General features: G+C 37.7%; 19 protein-coding genes. 5 read left to right on the top strand and 14 right to left on the bottom strand.

Annotated features, from left to right (window positions below):
* Window positions 1-85 precede the first annotated feature (85 nt).
* The 6 genes from CP352_RS00825 to CP352_RS00800 all read right to left on the bottom strand — a co-directional run bounded on the left by CP352_RS00825 (window position 86) and on the right by CP352_RS00800 (window position 4940).
* Window positions 86-742, bottom strand: coding sequence for a nitroreductase (locus CP352_RS00825; RefSeq protein WP_013086012.1), 657 nt, complete (start codon window positions 740-742; stop codon window positions 86-88).
* 71 nt (window positions 743-813) lie between these two features.
* A complete protein-coding gene (locus tag CP352_RS00820) occupies window positions 814-1080 on the bottom strand; it encodes a hypothetical protein (RefSeq protein WP_005718555.1) in 267 nt (88 codons plus the stop codon).
* A gap of 118 nt (window positions 1081-1198) precedes the next feature.
* Window positions 1199-1684: a PTS glucose transporter subunit IIA gene (locus CP352_RS00815; protein WP_005718553.1), complete on the bottom strand. Its 486-nt coding sequence runs from the start codon at window positions 1682-1684 to the stop codon at window positions 1199-1201.
* Window positions 1685-1704: 20 nt separating this feature from the next.
* Window positions 1705-2202: a hypothetical protein gene (locus tag CP352_RS00810; RefSeq protein WP_013086011.1), complete on the bottom strand. Its 498-nt coding sequence runs from the start codon at window positions 2200-2202 to the stop codon at window positions 1705-1707.
* A complete protein-coding gene (locus tag CP352_RS00805; RefSeq protein ID WP_089143544.1) occupies window positions 2189-2998 on the bottom strand; it encodes a MurR/RpiR family transcriptional regulator in 810 nt (269 codons plus the stop codon). The genes CP352_RS00810 and CP352_RS00805 overlap by 14 nt, the downstream gene beginning before the upstream one ends.
* A gap of 61 nt (window positions 2999-3059) precedes the next feature.
* The gene (locus tag CP352_RS00800) at window positions 3060-4940 is read right to left on the bottom strand and encodes an alpha-glucoside-specific PTS transporter subunit IIBC (protein WP_005724271.1); all 1881 of its coding nucleotides are present in this window, start codon (window positions 4938-4940) and stop codon (window positions 3060-3062) included.
* Window positions 4941-5549: 609 nt separating this feature from the next.
* On the opposite strand from CP352_RS00800, the gene CP352_RS00795 reads away from it, so the two are divergent.
* The gene (locus CP352_RS00795) at window positions 5550-6356 is read left to right on the top strand and encodes a Cof-type HAD-IIB family hydrolase (RefSeq protein ID WP_057726555.1); all 807 of its coding nucleotides are present in this window, start codon (window positions 5550-5552) and stop codon (window positions 6354-6356) included.
* Window positions 6357-6411: 55 nt separating this feature from the next.
* Here the strand turns inward: CP352_RS00795 and CP352_RS00790 are convergent, their stop codons facing one another.
* Window positions 6412-7260 (bottom strand): patatin family protein, encoded by an 849-nt coding sequence (locus tag CP352_RS00790; RefSeq protein WP_089143545.1) that lies wholly within the window; start codon window positions 7258-7260, stop codon window positions 6412-6414.
* Window positions 7261-7327: 67 nt separating this feature from the next.
* On the bottom strand, window positions 7328-9727 hold the full coding sequence (locus CP352_RS00785) for a phosphoketolase family protein (protein WP_089143546.1): 2400 nt from the start codon (window positions 9725-9727) through the stop codon (window positions 7328-7330).
* Window positions 9728-10027: 300 nt separating this feature from the next.
* Here CP352_RS00785 and CP352_RS00780 point away from each other — a divergent pair, with 300 nt between their 5' ends.
* From CP352_RS00780 to CP352_RS00770, 3 genes are all read left to right on the top strand, one after another.
* Window positions 10028-10792 carry a DeoR/GlpR family DNA-binding transcription regulator gene (locus CP352_RS00780; RefSeq protein WP_023487972.1) on the top strand — a complete coding sequence of 255 codons (765 nt, stop codon included), beginning with the start codon at window positions 10028-10030 and terminating at the stop codon, window positions 10790-10792.
* A 5-nt stretch (window positions 10793-10797) separates the two neighbouring features.
* Complete coding sequence (locus CP352_RS00775; RefSeq protein WP_089143547.1) at window positions 10798-11157, top strand: bacteriocin immunity protein; 360 nt, start codon at window positions 10798-10800, stop codon at window positions 11155-11157.
* A gap of 121 nt (window positions 11158-11278) precedes the next feature.
* A complete protein-coding gene (locus CP352_RS00770; RefSeq protein ID WP_089143548.1) occupies window positions 11279-12106 on the top strand; it encodes a Cof-type HAD-IIB family hydrolase in 828 nt (275 codons plus the stop codon).
* 93 nt (window positions 12107-12199) lie between these two features.
* Here CP352_RS00770 and CP352_RS00765 read toward each other — a convergent pair whose 3' ends face one another.
* The 6 genes from CP352_RS00765 to CP352_RS00740 all read right to left on the bottom strand — a co-directional run bounded on the left by CP352_RS00765 (window position 12200) and on the right by CP352_RS00740 (window position 18592).
* Window positions 12200-12925, bottom strand: coding sequence for a GntR family transcriptional regulator (locus CP352_RS00765; RefSeq protein ID WP_089143549.1), 726 nt, complete (start codon window positions 12923-12925; stop codon window positions 12200-12202).
* Window positions 12925-13851, bottom strand: coding sequence for a nucleoside hydrolase (locus tag CP352_RS00760; RefSeq protein ID WP_089143550.1), 927 nt, complete (start codon window positions 13849-13851; stop codon window positions 12925-12927). The genes CP352_RS00765 and CP352_RS00760 overlap by 1 nt, the downstream gene beginning before the upstream one ends.
* Before the next feature lie 81 nt (window positions 13852-13932).
* A complete protein-coding gene (locus CP352_RS00755) occupies window positions 13933-15942 on the bottom strand; it encodes a KUP/HAK/KT family potassium transporter (protein WP_023487970.1) in 2010 nt (669 codons plus the stop codon).
* 138 nt (window positions 15943-16080) lie between these two features.
* Window positions 16081-16773, bottom strand: a complete 693-nt coding sequence (gene rpiA, locus CP352_RS00750) for a ribose-5-phosphate isomerase RpiA (protein WP_023487969.1) — start codon at window positions 16771-16773, stop codon at window positions 16081-16083.
* Entirely contained in the window at window positions 16773-17699 is a 927-nt protein-coding gene (gene rbsK / locus CP352_RS00745) for a ribokinase (protein WP_065989024.1), read from the bottom strand. The genes rpiA and rbsK overlap by 1 nt, the downstream gene beginning before the upstream one ends.
* 89 nt (window positions 17700-17788) lie before the next feature.
* On the bottom strand, window positions 17789-18592 hold the full coding sequence (locus CP352_RS00740; RefSeq protein ID WP_005728555.1) for a DUF4931 domain-containing protein: 804 nt from the start codon (window positions 18590-18592) through the stop codon (window positions 17789-17791).
* 163 nt (window positions 18593-18755) lie between these two features.
* Here CP352_RS00740 and CP352_RS00735 point away from each other — a divergent pair, with 163 nt between their 5' ends.
* Window positions 18756-20060, top strand: coding sequence for an extracellular solute-binding protein (locus tag CP352_RS00735; protein ID WP_005724281.1), 1305 nt, complete (start codon window positions 18756-18758; stop codon window positions 20058-20060).
* Window positions 20061-20096: the final 36 nt, after the last annotated feature.

Genomic DNA, 20096 nt, shown 5'->3' with positions numbered 1-20096 from the left:
TTTACAAATATATTACTAAAACCTATTTTACCATTTCTTGCCTAAAATAGTGCAGTTTTACACAAGGGATAACGGTTTTTGTAATTTATTCGACCACCTTGTAAATTTCATTAAACGGTACACGCTTTGGAATAAATTTAGGATCATTAATTTCAGCATTCTTGTCGATATAGCCAACTGCAATTGCCATTCCGACAGCTTCATCATCTGGAATTTGGGCATATTCTCTAACCAATTCTGGGTATGAAACCATTGAATGAGCTGGCATCACACCTAAGCCACGGTTAATGGCTAAAAGCATGATACTTTGTGCAAAAATTCCTAAGTCAAAAACGGACCAAGCTGGAGATTTCTTCGGAACCGTTAAAAAGATAATTGCTGGTGCATTGAACATTGTTTTATTCGCATCATTAAATAATTGAAGCTTATTTCTGAAAAAGAAACTTTGGGATGCACCCATCGTAGCCATATTACGACTTGGATAAGTATCCCAGTCTAGTGATAGCATTGAAGCAAAATCTTCATGTGCAGCTTCTTTATCATCAATCTTTTTAGCTGAAGCAGCCTTAAACTTGCTTAAAGCATCCCCCATCAAAACATATGCACGCCATGGCTGAGAATTAAGCAATGAAGGTGATTGCTGTGCCATTTTAACGATTCCAGCAATTGTTTTTTCTTGTAATTTTCTATTAGTAAACTTCCGCGTTACATGTTCCTTTTCATAAACATCCTTAAAATTCATTTTTCCTCAATTCCTTTTTGCTTATATAATAACAATCTATATTTTATTATAGTAAAAAACTGTTAAAAAGCTTAATTATTGCTCTTTTCTTGCTTTTTCTTTTCTGCTGCCTGTTTTTTTAAATAAGCACTCATTGCAAGATCATTTTTTCGCATAGCAATAAACGCAGTAATGGTTAAAGTTAATCCACCAAGACAAATCACAAGTAAGCCAATCGGAAACAAGAAGTCTGCTCCCTTAGGAATAAATGATGCCTTAATTACCCAGCATGCTATACCAATTAACATCAAAACTATACCCACAATGACTGCCTTAGTGTTCGGTCGATATCTTTTCATAAATGCCCTTCTTTCTTAATTAACATTCTAACAGAAAAAGCTTAGCTTCAACGTAGAAGCTAAGCCGAAAACTAGAGAAATAGTCGTTAAATTTTTACATGAGAGAGGGGAAAGTTGACTATTTAAGTTCGATAGTTTGTACTTTTTGGGAATGTTCAACACTGCCTTTTTCAATCGGAGTAACTGACTTAATCAGGTCCATGTTGGTGTAGACAACGATGCAGCTGTCATCGTATCCCTTGTCTGTAATCATTTGGAAATCCATTGTGGCTAAGGGTTGACCTTTCTTAACTTTATCGCCTTGACTAACATTCACTGTAAACGGAGCACCTTTTAGTTCAACAGTATCAAGACCCAAGTGAATCAAAAACTCAATACCTTGGTCATTCGTGATACCAATAGCATGTTTAGTTGGGAAAAGTGTGGAAATACTACCATCAACTGGTGCATAGATATGATTATCCTTAGGCTTGATAGCATAGCCATCACCTAACATCTTAGTTGAGAAGACATCGTCTTTTACATCAGTAATTGGCATAATGTCGCCATCAACTACCGCATCTACTTCAATACCCTTATTCTTTTTCTTAAAGAAATTAAACATAATTAATAACCTCTGGATTTCTAAAATTCAAGTAATAATATCAACATAAAGCTTGCGAGTAATAAACCAGCTGCAGTAAGTGAAATTGCGATTATTACTCGACTAACACCATCTTGCGTTTTCTTCAAAGCTTTTGCTCGATAAAAACCTAAGATAGCTAATACTACGCAAAGCAAGTTGCCAACAAAGAGCTGAGCAATCATCTGACTTCCCATCAAGAAGCGATAAGTCTGTCGATTGATTAAAAACTGCTTGTGGTTTAACAACATATAGTAGCCTAGTATGAAGTCAACGATAGCAACGATTGTACTAATCGCAATCATCGGCTGCTTCATAATCATCATCCGAATCGATTGACCAGAAGCACCGCTTCGTAGTGCAATCATCGCCCAAAACAATAGTGGAGCAATGAAAAGTACGTATGAATACCAAGTCAAAATCTTCTTAGTATCCAAGTGCATGCTTTCGGTTATTCGATCGATAAAGTTGCCAACTTTTCGTTTACTAATTGCCCACATTGATCTCTACATCCTCTCCTTGACTCTGTTGCCAAGCTACATATTCACTAATTACCAAATCAATTAAGAAGTACGCTGGGGTAAAGGCAACCTTCCCGCTCTTAAAGTCGGCATCATCAGTAAAGGCAATCGTTGGAAAATAAATGTTGTGCTGCACTAATGAAGCTAATTTATTTTGCTTCAGGTTAGTGAACGAAACATATTTGAATTTATCATTCACTAGTTCCAACTTAGTGATTTCCTCATTGATCGTTTTATTATCACCCGTAAACGAGATAATAAACAAAACATCGCCTTTTTGAGCAAAGCGTCCCGCAGCTTTTAACTCCTCTAATGCTGATGGCAAAACAGTTGCATGCTTGCCAACTACAAACAATTCATGAGCCAAATATTGTGCGATTAACTCTTGTTGCCAACCAGTAGAGTAAATGTAAATTGTCTCTGCATTATCTAAATCGCGATACAAGCTATTGAAATCACGTTGTTTGAAATACTTCAACACGTCTGAATTTACTTTACTAAGTTCCCGCGCAAAATTATTTTCAATTTTGATTGGTTTTTGCTTCGATTCGGCTAATTCAACCAAATCAAATTTAAGCTCACTGTAGCCACTTAGTCCTAGCTTTTTACATAACCGGAAAATTGCGGATTCGGATACATAAAGCTTTTTAGCTAATTTGGCTAAGCTTAATTTGCTACAGTCTCTCGGATTATTTAGAACATATTGAACTATCTGTTTTTCAGAATCGTTCAATTTATGACTATTGTCATAGACCATTGATCTCAAATTTGCCATAATACCTGTGCCCTTATCAATATATAATTTATATATTAATGATAACACAAGCGCTTTCATATTATAGCAATTGTTTCATTTGATCAACAACTTGATCGGCATCCAATCCGACAACGATGTCAACCTCGTTGTTATCTTTATGTTGTACTTCGTAAGAATCTGCGATCTTCTTGAATTCTGAATCTGGAGCGACCTTCTTAGGATCAACGACATGAGTTCTTACTCTAGTTGAGCAAGCAATGACATCTTGAATGTTGGAGTCACCACCAAGCAAGTCAACGATACCAGTAGCTCTTTCAATATAAGGATTATCTTGTTCAGTTGATACCTTAGCGTCGCCACCTTGTTGTTGCATTAAAGTGTTCATTTCATCAAGAACTTGAGGTACGTCCAAACCTACGATAACTTGGATAGCCTTACCGTGGTGTACGACATTGACAGCCTTGTTTGCTTTAAATGCGGCATCTGAAGCAACTTTATTTGGATCGGCAACAGATACACGTAATCTAGTAGCACATGAACTCAATTCTGTAATGTTTGAAGGACCACCTAATAATTCAAGGTAAGCAGTTGCTCTTTCAATGTAAGGGTCATTAGCGTCCTTACCAGCAGCTTCTGCAGCTTTCTTAGCCTTGTATTCTTTCTTTGAAAGAAGGTGAACATCTTGATCATCGGCTTCACGACCTGGAGTAATGTAGTTGAACTTCTCGATCATGATCTTGAAGACGAAGTAAGTGATAATACCGAAAATAATACCAACGATAAATTCCATGACGTAGGTCTTCCAGTGGTTTTGCCAAAGTGGAATCCAGTTCATTGAAGCGATACCGATCGCACCATCTGACATGAATCCTCTTAAACCAAAGGCCCACATAACTGTGTTCATCGTGGCTGACAATACTGAGTAAACTACCCAAAGAACTGGAGCAGCAAACAAATAAGTAAAGTCGATAGGTTCAGTAATACCAGCTAATACTGAGGTTAAAGCAGCTGGGATAAGCAAAGCTGAAGTTTGCTTCTTCTTGTTCTTCTTAGCAGTTGCGTAGAAGGCAAGACAGATAAATGGTACTAAGAATACCTTTTCGTTACCGTAAAGTTGGAATCCTTCAACTGAAGCGATTTGTGAAAGTGGTTTAGTACTTGCAGCGTATTCAGCAAGGTGTTTCAACCAATATGGTTGCAAACCGCCGGCAACAACGGCTGGACCGAATTGGAATGGAATGTATACCAAGTGGTGAAGACCAGTAGGAATCAATACACGGTTCAAGAATTGGTAAATCCAAACACCGATAAATCCACTATCTACGATGAAGTGTTGCATGCTGGTGATACCCATTTGAACTTTTGGCCAGCCCCAGCAGGTAATGAGTGCTAAAGGAATCATTACGAAGAATGCTAAAGCGTAGACATAAGTTGAACCTTGGAAAGTACCAAGCCAGTCTGGCAACTTCTTGTCAAAGTACTTGTTGTGTAGCCATACAACAATCAAAGCAACAACCAAGGCACCTAAGATACTAGTGTCAAGAGTCTTGATACCAGCAATGTTAGTTAAACCGTGGTTAGTAGCGTTAGCAACAATTTGAATCTTGTCAAAGTTAGGAATACCAAATGCTGCACCCCAGTGGGTAAGCATTGCACCGATGAAGTAGTTGTAAGTCAAGTAAGCAATAACTGCTTCCATGGCTGCTCTACCTCTAGCCTTGTTGGCTAAACCGATTGGCAAACCTACAGTAAACAAAATACCTTCTTGGTTGAACACTGTCCAACCACCAGCTGAAATTGTGTCCCAAACTGAGTTCCATGTAGTTCCCGGGTTGGCAATTGAACCAAACAGAGTCGGGTTATTGAACAAACTACCTAAAGCTACGACAATACCCGCAAACGAGAACAGCATAACTGGGACGAACATAGCGGCCCCAAACCGCTGAATCTTTTGCATCATAATAATTTACCTCTCAAAGAAAGAAATTAAATAAATTAACTGATTCTTGCTTACACCTGCATCTACATCTTTATTTCATCAGATTAAGTCAACCGCAAGGTGCTCATACAATTGACTTTTGCCATTTGTGCTTCACACAAATATTTACTCCTCAAAAATGTTTTAAGATAAAACGTCCAGTTGATATCAAATTCTGAACTTAACTCTATCTTAGTAGCTAGCTTACATTTTTATTTATACCATAGTTTTAAGCTAATGTAAGCGCTTTTTAAAACTATGACTTATTGTTTCATAAAGTTAAGATGATATTTCATTTCATGAAATTTATTTCAGCCCTTCAATGATGTATATACCAATATTTATACCCCTTTATTTTGCTTGTCGCGCCTATGTTTAATCATTTACTTTACATACAAAAATAACATGTCAATAAATATGCTATAGACATTCTCTATTTATACACATAAAATCCTCTGCAATATATTTCATTTCATGAAACGAAACAAGTGATAAAACCTTTTTCCTTTCCAAGATGAACTACTTTGCTTACTGAAATAACACAAAGTCTGGCATAATTAACGGTAAGTTAAATGCACAGGAGGAATTATTATGACAATCAAATTTATTGCACTTGATACCGACGGTACCTTGCTTAATTCAACAGGTAAGATTTTGCCCAGTACAAAAAAGGCAGTTAAAACAGCTTTAGACCAAGGAATAAAAGTTGCTTTATGTTCTGGTCGGCCAATCGCAGGATTAAAACATTTTATGGACGAATTAGGAATTATTGGACCTGATCAATATGCTATCACTCTTAATGGCGCAATTACCCGCACAGCAGATGGCAAGATAATGACTAAAGATCTAGTTTCTAATCGACTTTATCGTAAAATGTATGCTTTTGCTAACGAGCATCATTTACCTTTTAACGTTGTTTCCCCTGATTCAAAAATAATTACAGGAGATCATGATGTTGATTTAATGGTTTATACTCAAGCTTACGAAAATAGTGCGACTTTATACATTAGAGAGCCAGATGAATTGCCTAGTGATTTTGAAATTGCTAAAGGTTGTTTTGCCACTAAAGCTAAGTTGTTAGACCAATGGGAGGATAAAATTCGCCAAGAATTTGGGCAAGAGCTGTATATTGTTCGTGCCGACGATTGCTTCTTAGAGCTACTTCACCCTAATGTTAATAAAGGAACCGGATTAAAAGAATTAACTGAAAAACTTGGCATTACTCCAGAAGAGGTCATGGCAATTGGAGACGAAAGAAATGATATTACCATGTTTGACTTTGCTGGAACAGCTGTTTGCATGGGTAATGGCTCCGAAGAAGCGAAAAAGCATGCTGATTATGTTACCACTTCAAATGACGAAGATGGCATCAGCAATGCTTTTGAAAAATTTTTATAATCAACCTAAAACAAGTATCTGAGAAGTGATTAATCTTTCCTAGATACTTGTTTTATTATTTGTTCAAATATTCACGCAAAGTTGGCAAAATTTTCTCCGCCTCAACTCGTCCGCCCTCATACACTCGTCGCATCTCTTTTTTATCTGTTTCTAAAGTGCCAATTTCAAGCGGAAACGGTGGACGAATAATAAACGCCTTGCCAGCTTCTTCATCCTTTTCCATTTGGTCAAGCACTGCGTTATAATCCTCAGCTCTAGTAGCCAATTTTTTTACTACTGCAGGGTATTTCCTTAAAATTACTTTTTCCAGTGGATAGAGCTTACTCTGCTTTTTGCGATAAGACTTCGGCTGTGTAGCAATGACTACCTTTTTATCACAGTTTTGCTGCTCTAAAAAATCATACGGAATTGAATCAGATACACCGCCATCAAAGTAATAATGCCCATGAATTGCAACTGGATGAGCAAAAAATGGAATCGACGACGAGGCTCTAATCCACTCTAAGTCAACATAACCTGCATCATGTAATTGATGATAAACCGACTCACCTGTTGCAGCATCAGTTGCAACACACCAAAAGTCCATTGGATTAGTCATAAATTTTTCTTTATCAAAAACATCCAACTTATCAGGCAAAATATGGTAACAAAAGTTAGCCGCATACAAATTGCCTGACCGCCGCCATGACTTCCAACTAGCATAATATGATTTCCCCGCAAAGCGCATGTTGTAGCGCAATACTCTTCCCTTTTGCTCCGACTTCAAGTTTACGCCAAAGGCAGCACCGGCTGAAACGCCAATTGCTAAATCAAAGGTTATGTCATTTTCTAAAAACACATCAATTACGCCAGCTGTAAACAACCCACGCATTGCTCCACCTTCAAGTACTAACCCACTTTTCATATTTTCCCTCTTTATCAAAAAAAGACCTACGCTTTTCGCATAGGTCTAATTTATTCTTATTTTAATTTTACTTCAAGCCCGACCATTGCCATTCAGTTACTTCTGGCATATCCTTACCATTGTCACGAATGTATTGATGGTGCTTTTCAAGCAAGTCATCCATGTGACTGATGAAGTCCGCATTCTTGCCCTTCAAAGCTGGGATGCTTTCTACGGCATCCTTAGCTAGGTCAAAGCGATCAAGATGATTCAATACCCGCATGTCAAATGGGGTAGTAATATCACCATTTTCTTCATAGCAGTGAATATGAACATTGTAGCGCTTGCGAGCAAACCAGATGGATTCCATCATGCTCTTGTAGCCATGCCATGCAAAGATTACTGGCACATCCTTAGGGAATAATCTGTCAAATTCTTCAGTTGAAAGACCATTCTTGTTGTCCTTAGGATCCATGAGCTTCATGACGTCAACTACGTTAATGTAGCGAATCTTCAAATCTGGGAACTTCTTGTGCAAGATATCGATTGCGGCTAAAGTTTCAATAGTTGGTTCAGTTTCAGTTGAAGCAAAGACAACGTCTGGCTTAACGCCCTTGTCAGTTGAAGCCCAATCAATGTAGCCTAAGCCCTTGTCTACCAACTTCTTGGCTTCTTCAATTGAGAACCATTGTGGACGAGGCTGCTTAGAAGTTACCAAGACATTGATGCATTCTCTGTCTTGCAGTGCCTTGTCGCCCACTGCCAAAAGCGTATTAGTGTCTGATGGCAAGTATTCATGAACAAGATCTGGACGGTTCTTTTCATACAAGTGAGTCAAGATACCTGGATCTTGGTGAGTGTAACCATTGTGGTCTTGTTGGAATACAGTTGAAGTTGCGACAAAGTTAAGTGATGGATAATCATGACGCCAGTATTGTTCCTTAGCTTTTCTTAACCACTTCATGTGTTGCGTGAGCATGGAGTCAACTACTCGGCCAAAGGCTTCATAAGTAGCGAAGAAGCCATGACGACCAGTCAAAACATAGCCTTCAAGGAAGCCCTCATCTTGGTGTTCTGACAATTGTGAGTCAATCACACGGCCACTTGGAGCCAGGTTTTCATCATTTGGTTCATGAACTTCTGGTTCCCATTGGCGCTTTTGATCATCAAGTAATTGGAACAAGCGGTTTGATTTAGATTCATCTGGACCAAATCCGCGGAAAGTAGTTGGGTTGAGCTTAGCAACTTCATCCAAGTACTTAGCCCATTCAACCATGTCTTGGGCTTCAACTGAACCTGGCTTGTCAAACTTCAAAGCAAATTTGCGGTAGTCTGGCAAGTTAAGCCGCTTAGGATCAAGACCACCGTTAGTAATTGGGTTCATTGCCATTCTATGGTCGCCCTTGGCAGTGTTTTCAGTTACGATTTCCTTAGGTGAACCGTCTTCATTAAACAATTCTTCTGGCTTGTAGCTTTCCAGCCAATCAGTAAGCATATCAGCGTGTTCCATATCGCCTTGAGCAACTGGAATTGGAATTTGGTGAGCCCGGAATGAATTTTCAATTGGGTTGCCATCCAAGTCCTTCTTTGGACCAGTCCAGCCCTTAGGGCATTGGAAAATAATCATTGGCCAATGTGGCAAGGTAGCATCATTGTTTTCACGGGCATGCTTTTGAATAGCCTTGATTTCTTCAATGACTTCATCCATGGTCTTAGCCATTTCTTCGTGAACCTGCATTGGGTCCTTTTCACCGTCAAAACGGCCACCCTTAAAGACTGAAACAAAGTGAGGATCCCAGCCCATGCCGCGGAAGTATTCGGTTAATTCTTGATCGCTCATGCGAGAAACAATGGTTGGGTTAGAAATCTTAAAGCCGTTGATTTGCAAGATTGGCAGAACTGCACCATCTTTAATTGGGTTAATGAACTTGTCACTAAACCATGAAGCAGCTAAGGGACCAGTTTCAGCTTCACCATCACCAATTTCAACAGCGGCAATAACATCTGGATTATCCAAAACAGCACCAGTACCGTGTGAAAGTGAGTAGCCTAATTCCCCACCTTCATGAATTGAACCTGGAGTTTCAGGAGCAGCGTGAGAAGCAACACCACCTGGGAAACTAAAGCGCTTGAATAGCTTAGCCATCCCCTTTTCGTCCTGGGTAATCTCTGGGTAACGTTCAGTATATGAACCATCAAGATATGAGTTAGAAACCATTACCTGACCACCGTGACCTGAACCCTCAATATAAAACATGTTCAAGTCATACTTCTTAAGCACACGATTCAAGTGAGCATAAATAAAGTTTTGTGGTGCAATCGTGCCCCAGTGACCAATTGGCTTAGGCTTAACGTCTTCTGCCACCAACGGAGTCTTGAGAAGCGGATTCTTCATCAAGAACAATTGACCAACTGACAAGTAGTTGGCTGCGCGCCAATATGCATCAACGCTCTTTAAATAGTCTTTTGAGTCATAATCAACTGCCATCTTATTCTCCTTTGAGCATTTAAGAGTGCTCTTGTTCATTTGTTCTTTTGTTTACACTTATATCATACCAAATTATCTAAAAAGTTCAACTATTTTTATAATTGGATCCTACCAATTTAAAAAATAAGTATTTAATTTAAAATTGCATCCCTTTTTTGTTGCTATATCAACCTTTTAATGCTTTGATATAAGTATTTAGCTGCTTAAATACTTATAAGTACAGATAAACAAATATCAAATACTGACATAATCAGTGCAAAATTATTCATTCATGTTAGATTACTAAATGGAGGGCATGAGATGACCCAAGAAGAAAGATTAATACAAATTAAACAGTTACTTGAAAAAAAGCACCAATTATCAACTAGACAGATTGCAGCTCACTTCAATGTATCATTTGATACGGCAAGACGAGATGTAATTCATCTAACTGAAACTGGTCAAGCAATTAGAGTTCATGGTGGTTTGATGGAAATTAATTGCAACAGCGTACCTGATTTTTTAGCAAGAAATCAAGTACAATCACCGGTTAAGATGAAAATGGCTAGAATGGCAAAGAGATTTGTTCATCCAGGTCAATGTGATTTCATCGGTTCATCAACTACGTTAAAGCAGCTCTGTCCAATGCTTAATGGTATTGACATGCAGATCGTCACGAATTCAATCGACAACGCATTAAGCTTATTAGCAACAGAAATCCCATCAGTCAGATTGTTGGGCGGCGTTATCAACAAAAAGCAGCGTTTCATTTATTCTGAAACAGCATTAGAAACATTGCGTCAAATCCATTTCAATACTGCATTTATTGGTGGATCTCGAATCAGAGATGACGGCGTATATACACCAAGCATGGCTGATTCCAAAATTGTCGAAACCGCCGCTAGTCGCGCTAATCAAGTTGTATTAGTTGCCGAAAAATATAAATTTACTAATCAATCCTCTTCGCCATACATGTCTGTCCCCCTCAATCAGATCGATGTCCTTATTACCGACACCCCATTGCCTGAGGAATTAAAGCATCATTTTAATCCAAAAACGCAAATTATACCTGTTTTAAAGGAGTGATAGTTATGTTCAGTCTCTTTAACCAAAAGAAACAAAGCGAAAGTCGTGAAGTATACCAAGATTTGAAGAATTTTTATAATAGTTTTTTTAGCAATATCTACAATGAAATGAATATTGGTCGCTATCGGCAGATTCGCGATGCAATTGGGCTTGTTCTTAATAAGTTCGACAGTGGTGATCATCCTCTTGAATACACTAGCAAATTGGTCATGTATATTCAGGCTCGAGTTGCCATGAATCACCTGCATCTAACTCATGAACAGCAAGACCTAATGAAAAAGCTAAGTGACGCTACCAAATATGTAAATATTTCTTATGTTTATCTGAGTCCGCTCACTTCGGTAGAACAATTTGTTAATATTTAAGTGTATCTAGAACCTGCTCTAGATGAAAAAATGAATCCAAAAAGACCGAGTAGCTGATCTGCTCGGCCTTTTTATGCAATAATATTGTTAAAAGATATAGATTTTTTCAAAGGAAATAATTATGACAAAATTACCATTCAAAGTTGTTGCTGTCGATATGGATGGCACTTTCATGCATGATGATCAAACTTTCGATCACAAGCGCTTTGACCGCATCTTAACAGAATTACACAAAAAGGGGATTCACTTTATCGTTTCAAGTGGGCGCCCTTATACCAGATTACGCAAAGATTTTGCTGGCTTTTTAAACCGAATCGACATGATTGCTGACAATGGCTCGCTTTTGCTTCAAGATAATCAAATTATTAGCACTCATTTGCTCACTCATAAAACAACCTTAGATCTAATAAGTTTTATCAAAGAGCATTATTCCAAGAGTTCAATTATTGTCACTGGGATCAACAATTCATATACAACTATTAATGCTTCTCCTAGTTTTAAGCAGACGATGAACTTCTATTACCCCGATCGAATTGAAGTTACTGATTTAGCAGCGGCTATCAATCCGCAGGATATGATTACTAAAATCACCTTAAGTTATCAATATGATTTTTCCGCGGAATTAGAAAAAGAATTCAACCAAACCCATGCCGAGAAGATTCACTGTACTTCTAGTGGTTTCGGTTTGCTTGATATTGTGCCTTACAGCGTTAATAAAGGGAGCGCTCTAAAATACTTCTTACGCTATTTTGGTGCTAAACCCAATGAATTAATTGCCTTTGGCGACGGAATGAATGATGCTGAGATGTTAAAACTAGCCGGTTACAGTTATGCGATGGCTAATGCAGAAGATCAAGTTAAGAAAATCGCCAAGTATGAGGCCCCGAATAACAATGATGATGGGGTTTTAGAGGTGCTTGATTCATATTTAGCTAAAGTAGAGAAATAATAATTACTGTAAACTAAAACCGTCTGAATGAGCAAAATAAAAAAGTAGCCAAGTTTTCTTAAACTAATTGACTTAAGAAAACACAGCTACTTTTTATTTACCCAAATTAACAAAGGTATTAAAGTTCATATAATGATAATGCACGCGCATATTTGATACTTCAAACGGCGTCCCATCATCCAAGAAGAAGATCCCTTCCATTACACCAACAGGTTCAGTCGGCTTCAAATTTAGCTTCTGCTGATCTTCTTCATTCGATGGTTCAACAGTGATATTCAAGAATGACTTAGTAACGGTCTTTCCCTGTTCATCTTCCAAATAGTTAAACAAAGACTTTTGTAAAGTTTCTGGCTTTAATTCCGGCACAATTTTAATCGGCAAATATCCAGTCTCAATTAAAAATGGTTGTTCATCTAACAGTCGCAGACGCTTGAATTCATAAACAAAATCATTTTCATTTAAAAATAAGTCTTCCGCAATTTCTTTAGTTGCCTTAATCACATGAAAATCAAGCAACTTAATTTGTTGTTTTTTACCAGGGACTTTAAAAGAATCAGTGATTCCAAGATTCGATCCATCATAACGAAACATTGCCTGTTTGCGCAAATATAGTGGATTAATAAAAGTTCCACTACCTCGCTTTTTAAAAACGATCCCTTGTTGAGCCAACAGCTCCAGCGCACGCTTCATTGATGATCGACTTACCTGATAGTGTTCGGCTAGACTGCGTTCATCAGGCAGTCGCATCCCCTCATACTGATTATTCAAAATATTCTGTTTAATGTCATGCATAACTGTCCGATAAACATAATCTGCCATTATTCTCGTCCTTGATTTGCCTTTTTAATACTATCAATAAACCAAGTTGCAAACTTATCCAAGTCCACATCTGTCGCAATCTCCGCATTGGCATGTTCTTGGTCCATAAAATCCATTACGCTGGCACCATAAGTATATTGCCCGCGCAATTCAATATTCACGTTTGCCTTTTTCATTGTAAACATTTCCGGATGAAGCATAATTCCAACTGCAGTCGGATCATAAATCTTAATTCGCGGATCACCGTCTGGTTCATGAATGTTAGAGAAAAGTGAATACAACATATTACCCACTTCACCACATGTCTTAACTTTATCCATTTGCTCTGGTGTTAAATGGGCCTTATTTCCAATTTCAAGTGGAGCAACCTTAACTAGCAATCCACTATGAAAAACTACCTGCGCTGCTTCCGGATCTCCCGCAATATTATATTCCGCAAATGGGCTATGATTTCCGTGACCAATATTACCACCCATAATTACAATTTCCGCAATATTTTCTTTAACTTCAGGATATTGCTTAAAAAGTAAGGCAAAGTCAGTTAATGGTCCAATGCCCATCAGAGTTATTTTTTCTGGACTACTTTTAATTTCCTTAGCCATCAACGTTGCAGCAAGACCAGGTTCAATTAAAGAATCATCAGCTTGTTCAAATTCAAAGCCGGCAATCCCTGTTTTACCATGAACCGAAGCAGCACTAATCATTGGTGCCACCAGTGGTTGATTAGCACCCACTACGACAGGAACCTTAGTATGCAAAAACTTTTCTAAATTTAAGGTATTTTGCAAGGTATATTTCAGTGCCACGTTACCCCAAGTAGGCACAATCATGCGCACATCAAGTTCTTGTGCAAAAAGACTAATCGTCATGGCAGCAATGTCATCAATGCCAGGATCAGTACTGATAATTAAAGGTCTCTTGTTCATAAAATTATCCTCTCGTATTAAGTACTTTTATAATAGCAAAAAACCAACCAATTAAGAAAGTGGTTGGTTTTATTCTAATAATTATTTTTCTTTTTTGGGTTTAATACGTTGAATGTGTTCTTCTTCATGGTCACCTAATACTAATGGCACACGCTCAACCACAGTATCGGCATACTCCAGTCCGAACCAAGATGCAGGGTTAGAAGATAAATTCTGCAGCCATACTCTTGCTTCAACCATGAACTTTTCATAGCCTGTCAATTTAGTTAATGGACTAATTACGTCGTTAACAATTACAAAGGCGAAGTCCCCTACATCACGACCCGGTGTAGTAGTGAATTGTTGTGGTTGAGCTTCAATCGTTCCATCAGCGATCAAATCATGAACAATTTGCCGCAAATAAACATTTACACTGGTTTGTTTTCTAAAACCTAAATACAACTGAACGTTAATTACATTCTTAGTACCATAAGTATTGACCGCGTATTCTGCAGTATATGGCTCGTTAGTAACATTAACAGTTACAAACCAGTAAGCCTTAGCCCGTTTAGGTCTCTTATCCAAAATTGAATAAAGCATTTCGCGCTTAATGAATTTATTATACTTAACCTTAGCCATATAAACTACATTCGTAGCGTAAACTGGATAATCATCACAGTGGCTCAACTCAGTCAACATATCTGTATATTCATCTAAGCGAACATAAGCATTCTGCTCCTCACGCTTATCACGGATCTTATTGCCATAGAACCACACGTACATGATTGCCAAAATAAAACCAGCAATTAAAACAGTGACGTAACCGCCATGCAAAAACTTAGTTAAGCTTGAGAATAAGAACATCCCTTCAATAAAGGCAAAGACTACTAAGAAAATGCATCGTATTGATAGCGCGGTACCTTTTTTACCCAGATATTCAAATAATAAGATAGTTGTCATCAACATGGTAACCGTGATGGCCAGACCATATGCTGCTTCCATATGATGTGAAGTTCTAAATAAGAAAACAATTGCAACTGTAATGACACAGATCATCTTATTAATTGAAGGAATATAAATCTGTCCCTTCTCATTTGAAGGATAGATAATATTCATTCTTGGTAAAAATTTTAAACTACTTGCTTCAGCTACTAAAGTGAATGAACCCGTAATCAAAGCCTGAGAAGCAATAATAGCGGCAATCGTAGCCAAAGCAATAGCAAACAATCTTAGACTACTTGGTACTGCTTCAAAAAATGGATTGAAATCACCATTACCAGCATGATAATTAGCATTTTGTAAAATCCAGACGCCTTGCCCTAAATAGTTTAAAATCAAGCAAACAAACACATAAGGCCAAGAGCCCATAATATTACTTTTCCCGACATGTCCGACATCTGAATAAAGAGCCTCAGCACCAGTAGTTGCCAAGAAAATTGAACCTAAAATCAAAATACCCACTTTATTAGCAGGACTAAATAAAATACGCAAAGCATGAATTGGATTAATTGCATCAAGCAAACTCCAATCATGGCTTAAGTTCATAAGTCCAATAAGCCCTAAAAAAGTAAACCACAGGAGCATGATTGGACCAAAGGCCTTACCAATCACACTCGTTCCCATTCTTTGAATTGAAAATAGTAAAACCAGGATAACAATAGTAATCAAGATAACCATATCTTGCGACGAAACTGGAATTACATCACCAAAGCGCATATTTTTCAATCCTTCAATTGAAGTTGTAACAGTCACAGCTGGAGTTAATGTCCCATCAGCTAACAATGCTGCTCCACCAATTAAAGCTGGGATAACTAGCCATTTAGCCCTCTTTCTAACCAATGCATAAAGAGAGAAGATCCCTCCTTCACCATGATTAGTCGCCTTCAAGGCAATTATCACATATTTGACCGTTGTCAATAATGTAACAGTCCAAAAAATCAACGAAATGGAGCCAACAATTAGTTCACGGTTAACATTACTAATTCCACCATTTTCAGTCACAATCGACTTCATAACATACAAAGGACTAGTACCAATATCACCATAGACAATGCCGATAGCAATTAAAAGGCCAGCAAAAGACACCTTTTGCTTACCAGATATTTTATTCATAAGTTTTTATCCTCTATTTCCATTTCACTTAAAAATTAAAATTTTTACTAGTATAGAAAAAGTCTAGATTTTTTGCAATAAAAATATATCTTTTTGAAAAAATAAAAAAGGAGATGAAATCTCCTTCAGACACTTAATTTACTTTTTCTTATCTTCGATGGTGCCATCACTATGAGCAATAATTACTTCGTCACACATATCCAGGAACAAGCCATGTTCAACTACGCCAACAGTATGATCAAGGTAATCAGCTAAACCATGAGGTGCTGGAACAGGATCTGCAGCCAAATCAATAATATAATTTCCATAGTGAGTCACATAACGTTGATTGCCTTCCATACGCCACCGAGGCTTTAATCCTTCTTGTTCAAAACGTTTAAAGTTTTGTTCACAAGAAATTGGTAAAACTTCAACTGGTAATGGGAAGCCGCTTAAACGATGCACTAATTTTGATTCATCAACGATCCAAATGATCTTCTTAGAATTGATTGCTACATTTTTTTCTAAAGTTAATGCACCACCGCCGCCTTTGATTCCATCCAAGTTATTGGCAACCCGATCAGCACCATCTACAGTTAAATCAGCTTGATCAATATCGGCCAATTCACTAACTTTAAAGCCTAAGCCCTCAAGTTGTTTTTTACTACGGTTACTAGTAGTTACGATAGCCTTCAGTTTTAAGCCGTCTTCATCTTTGCGCTTACCTAAAGCATCAATGAAAAAGGCAACGGTTGAACCTGTACCAACGCCCAATACCATACCTGATTTAACCATGGCAGCTGCTTTTTCTGCTGCTTCTTTTTTCAAACGATCTTGTTCTTGCTTGTTCATTATTCATCATCCTCCATCGCCTGTTTAACTTCCTGTTCAGTTGGAATTGAAGGCTGAGCACCTAAACGTTGTACGGCAATTGAAGATGCACGACTTGCAATTTTAGCTGCTTCTTCAAAGTTAGATAGGTCAGAATTCAAATTGCTTACCAAATATCCAATAAAGGTATCTCCTGCACCAGTAGTATCGGCTGCTTCAACTTTATAAGCTGGTATTAATTCTTCAACATCGGGAGTTGAAATATACGCACCCTTATCACCATAGGTAATAACCACGTTTTTTACACCAAGCATGTGTAGTTTTTCTGCATTAGTGGCCAGCGTTGAATTATCTTTAATTGCAATGCCAGTGATCTTGGCACTTTCAGTTTCATTCGGTGTAATGATATCAGTATATTGCAGTAATTCTTTAGGAATCTCATCAACTGCAGGAGCTGGATTTAAAATAGTGATTTTTTTGGCCTTTTTAGCAATCTTAAATGCTTCAAGCGTCACATCTAGTGGGATTTCGAATTGAGCAATTACACAATCCCAACTCTTAATCAAATCACCAGCTGCACGGATATCTTCCACTGTCAGTTCATAATTTGCGCCGTGATCAATAATGATGTCATTTTGCCCAGCTTCATTCAACGTGATATAAGCATGGCCTGTCTTTGCCCCCATTGTGGTTTGCACATAAGTTGTGTCCACGCCATAACTCTTGAGCTGATGCGTGATAAAATTTCCTTCACTATCTTCACCTACACGGTTAATAAGGTAAGTTTCAGCTCCACTTTTAGCAGCTGCAATTGCCTGATTAGCACCCTTACCGCCACCAGCAGTAGTAATGTCTAGCGCATTAATTGTTTCACCAGGCTTAGGAAAGTCTTTTACATGTAATGTTGTATCAACATTACTTGAACCAATAACTACAATCTTCTTCATTATGAGCATCCTCTTCTAAAAATGGATTTATTCAACCTCAATTATAACAAAAAACGTATTCAAAATATTGAACACACATTTTTGAAATCTTACTGTAAAATACCACCATTAACGAAGCCTTTTAAGCGCTCAGCTTCCCACTTCAATGTATCTGAATCGTCAACTTGCGAGATCTTATACCCAACGAAATATGGTGAAGCATAGAATCGTGGAATAATCTTGCAACAAGTACCTTGACCATCATTAATTGGATAGAAAAATAAGTTATAAGAATCAACACCATGTGACAAGACTGAACGCACATATTGTGTGCCCTTTTGAATCAAATCGGCCCAAGTATCCAAATTAGTATTATCATGTGTCAAAATATTTACTTCTTGGTAGCCTTGAACTGGACGCGCTGATAAGTTCATTTCAACTGAACCCGAACGCCCGACTTCAAATCCTTTAAAGTTATCAGCGCCAATATCGTGATAGCCATCTTTATGATATAAGCCCACGATCTGCATATGTGGATGAGTTAAAGAACCATCAGACTTGGGACCAAAATTTTTATACCAAAGCACACTCTGATAACGGCCTGAATTATTCATTTTTTGAAAACACTTCAAGCCAAACTTCATCAACTCTTGATTATCTTCACGCGTATAAGTTGAAATATCTCCCTGGTGATCACTTGATTCAATTAAAATTGTTTGATTAGTATCCTTTAACGTAGGGTACTTATTCTTCAACCAAATCTTATCGCCATCTTTTTCATAAATATTAATTAGATGCTGCACATCACAAAAAGGACAGCCAGCATTCTGATTTCCTTGCCGATTACCATAATCATAATCATATGGCTTACGCTTACCAATTGAATATTCATACACTAAAGGATTCTTGTCCATATTTTTCACCTGCTAAACCAAAGATATCATACATTTAACATCATTTTAACAATTTTATCGGTTAATTGTGAACATTTTTATTAATAAAGCTAGGAATAGTACGTCTATCTATGATAAACTACCTTTGTAAAAGAAATACATGATATACATGAGAGGAAGAATCATGAAATTCTATAAAAAATTGGTACTTACTGGTGCCGCAGCTTTAGCTGTTCTAGGCTTGAGTGCATGTTCAAATAATAATTCTAGTTCATCTTCATCTAATAAGAAGATTCCAACTAAGATTAACAAGAAGACTACCGTTACCTTTTGGTATTCACTAACTGGTAATGCGCAAAGCAGTTTGCAAAAATTGACTAAAGATTTTGAAAAGAAAAATCCTAACATTACTATCAAGTTGCAAAGCCAAGGTGGCAACTACTCTGATTTACAATCTAAGTTGGTTTCAGGTTTGCAATCGCCAAAGGATTTACCGACAATTACTCAAGCTTATCCTGGCTGGCTTTACAATGCTGCCAAGAACAATATGCTTGTTAACCTAACCCCATACATTAACAATTCTGAAATTGGCTGGGGCTCATATGCTAAGAGTGGCATTAAGAAAGCTCTTTGGGATGGTGCAAACATCAACGGTACACAATATGGTGTTCCTTTCAACAAGTCAGTTGAAGTACTTTTCTACAATAAGACCTTACTTGATAAGTATGATGTTAAAGTCCCAACTAACATGAGTGAATTGGCTTCTGCATCCGCAAAAATTTACCGTGAAAGTCACCACAAAGTACGCGGTGTTGGATTTGATGCTTTAAACAATTACTACATGATGCAAATGAAGGAAACTTACGGCAAAGACTTCAATAAGAACTTAAACTTTGCTGCCAAGGATTCCGTTAAAGCCATCAATTACTACGCTAATGGAGTAAGAGCCGGCTACTTCATGCAAGCTGGTACTGAAAAGTACATGTCAACTCCATTCAACAATGGTCGCGTTGCTATGTTCATCGGTTCAACTGCCAATGAAGCTTACCTTAAGCAAGGACTTAAGAAGGGTTACACTTATGGTGTAGCTGCTCGTCCAAGCACGATGAACGTACAACAAGGTACTGACATTTATATGTTCAAAAAAGCAACCGCAATGCAAAAGTCAGCTGCGTTTAAGTACCTTAAGTTCTTAACTTCTAAGTCATCACAACTTTACTGGGCTAAACAAACAGGCTACATGCCAGTTAATACTGCTGCTATCAACGACAAGGTTTACCAATCTGCCAAGAACAGTAAGATACCAGCAATTATTGCCAAGACCTCTAAGAACCTTTACTTCTTACCAGTAACTAAGAATGCTACTGCCGCATATGATCAAGTTAATGCTAACATGCAAACCATTTTAGCTAAGGCAAGTAAAAAGCAATCATGGAATAGCGATATCAAGACTGGTAAAGATAAGCTTGATGCTGCTTGGAAGCAATAATTTTTCAAATAAAATATCTATCAAAAAAAGAAGTTC

The sequence above is a fragment of the Lactobacillus sp. UMNPBX1 genome, assembly GCF_002554085.1.
GTDB classification, from domain to species: Bacteria; Bacillota; Bacilli; order Lactobacillales; family Lactobacillaceae; genus Lactobacillus; species Lactobacillus crispatus.
This window is presented reverse-complemented; position numbering and strand designations above follow the sequence as displayed.

Excerpts from the sequence above, each read along its gene's own strand:
- CP352_RS00825 (WP_013086012.1), bottom strand. The coding sequence starts at position 742 with ATGAATTTTAAGGATGTTTATGAAAAGGAACATGTAACGCGGAAGTTT.
- CP352_RS00820 (WP_005718555.1), bottom strand. The coding sequence starts at position 1,080 with ATGAAAAGATATCGACCGAACACTAAGGCAGTCATTGTGGGTATAGTT.
- CP352_RS00815 (WP_005718553.1), bottom strand. The coding sequence starts at position 1,684 with ATGTTTAATTTCTTTAAGAAAAAGAATAAGGGTATTGAAGTAGATGCG.
- CP352_RS00810 (WP_013086011.1), bottom strand. The coding sequence starts at position 2,202 with ATGTGGGCAATTAGTAAACGAAAAGTTGGCAACTTTATCGATCGAATA.
- CP352_RS00805 (WP_089143544.1), bottom strand. The coding sequence starts at position 2,998 with ATGGCAAATTTGAGATCAATGGTCTATGACAATAGTCATAAATTGAAC.
- CP352_RS00800 (WP_005724271.1), bottom strand. The coding sequence starts at position 4,940 with ATGATGCAAAAGATTCAGCGGTTTGGGGCCGCTATGTTCGTCCCAGTT.
- CP352_RS00795 (WP_057726555.1), top strand. The coding sequence starts at position 5,550 with ATGACAATCAAATTTATTGCACTTGATACCGACGGTACCTTGCTTAAT.
- CP352_RS00790 (WP_089143545.1), bottom strand. The coding sequence starts at position 7,260 with ATGAAAAGTGGGTTAGTACTTGAAGGTGGAGCAATGCGTGGGTTGTTT.
- CP352_RS00785 (WP_089143546.1), bottom strand. The coding sequence starts at position 9,727 with ATGGCAGTTGATTATGACTCAAAAGACTATTTAAAGAGCGTTGATGCA.
- CP352_RS00780 (WP_023487972.1), top strand. The coding sequence starts at position 10,028 with ATGACCCAAGAAGAAAGATTAATACAAATTAAACAGTTACTTGAAAAA.
- CP352_RS00775 (WP_089143547.1), top strand. The coding sequence starts at position 10,798 with ATGTTCAGTCTCTTTAACCAAAAGAAACAAAGCGAAAGTCGTGAAGTA.
- CP352_RS00770 (WP_089143548.1), top strand. The coding sequence starts at position 11,279 with ATGACAAAATTACCATTCAAAGTTGTTGCTGTCGATATGGATGGCACT.
- CP352_RS00765 (WP_089143549.1), bottom strand. The coding sequence starts at position 12,925 with ATGGCAGATTATGTTTATCGGACAGTTATGCATGACATTAAACAGAAT.
- CP352_RS00760 (WP_089143550.1), bottom strand. The coding sequence starts at position 13,851 with ATGAACAAGAGACCTTTAATTATCAGTACTGATCCTGGCATTGATGAC.
- CP352_RS00755 (WP_023487970.1), bottom strand. The coding sequence starts at position 15,942 with ATGAATAAAATATCTGGTAAGCAAAAGGTGTCTTTTGCTGGCCTTTTA.
- rpiA (WP_023487969.1), bottom strand. The coding sequence starts at position 16,773 with ATGAACAAGCAAGAACAAGATCGTTTGAAAAAAGAAGCAGCAGAAAAA.
- rbsK (WP_065989024.1), bottom strand. The coding sequence starts at position 17,699 with ATGAAGAAGATTGTAGTTATTGGTTCAAGTAATGTTGATACAACATTA.
- CP352_RS00740 (WP_005728555.1), bottom strand. The coding sequence starts at position 18,592 with ATGGACAAGAATCCTTTAGTGTATGAATATTCAATTGGTAAGCGTAAG.
- CP352_RS00735 (WP_005724281.1), top strand. The coding sequence starts at position 18,756 with ATGAAATTCTATAAAAAATTGGTACTTACTGGTGCCGCAGCTTTAGCT.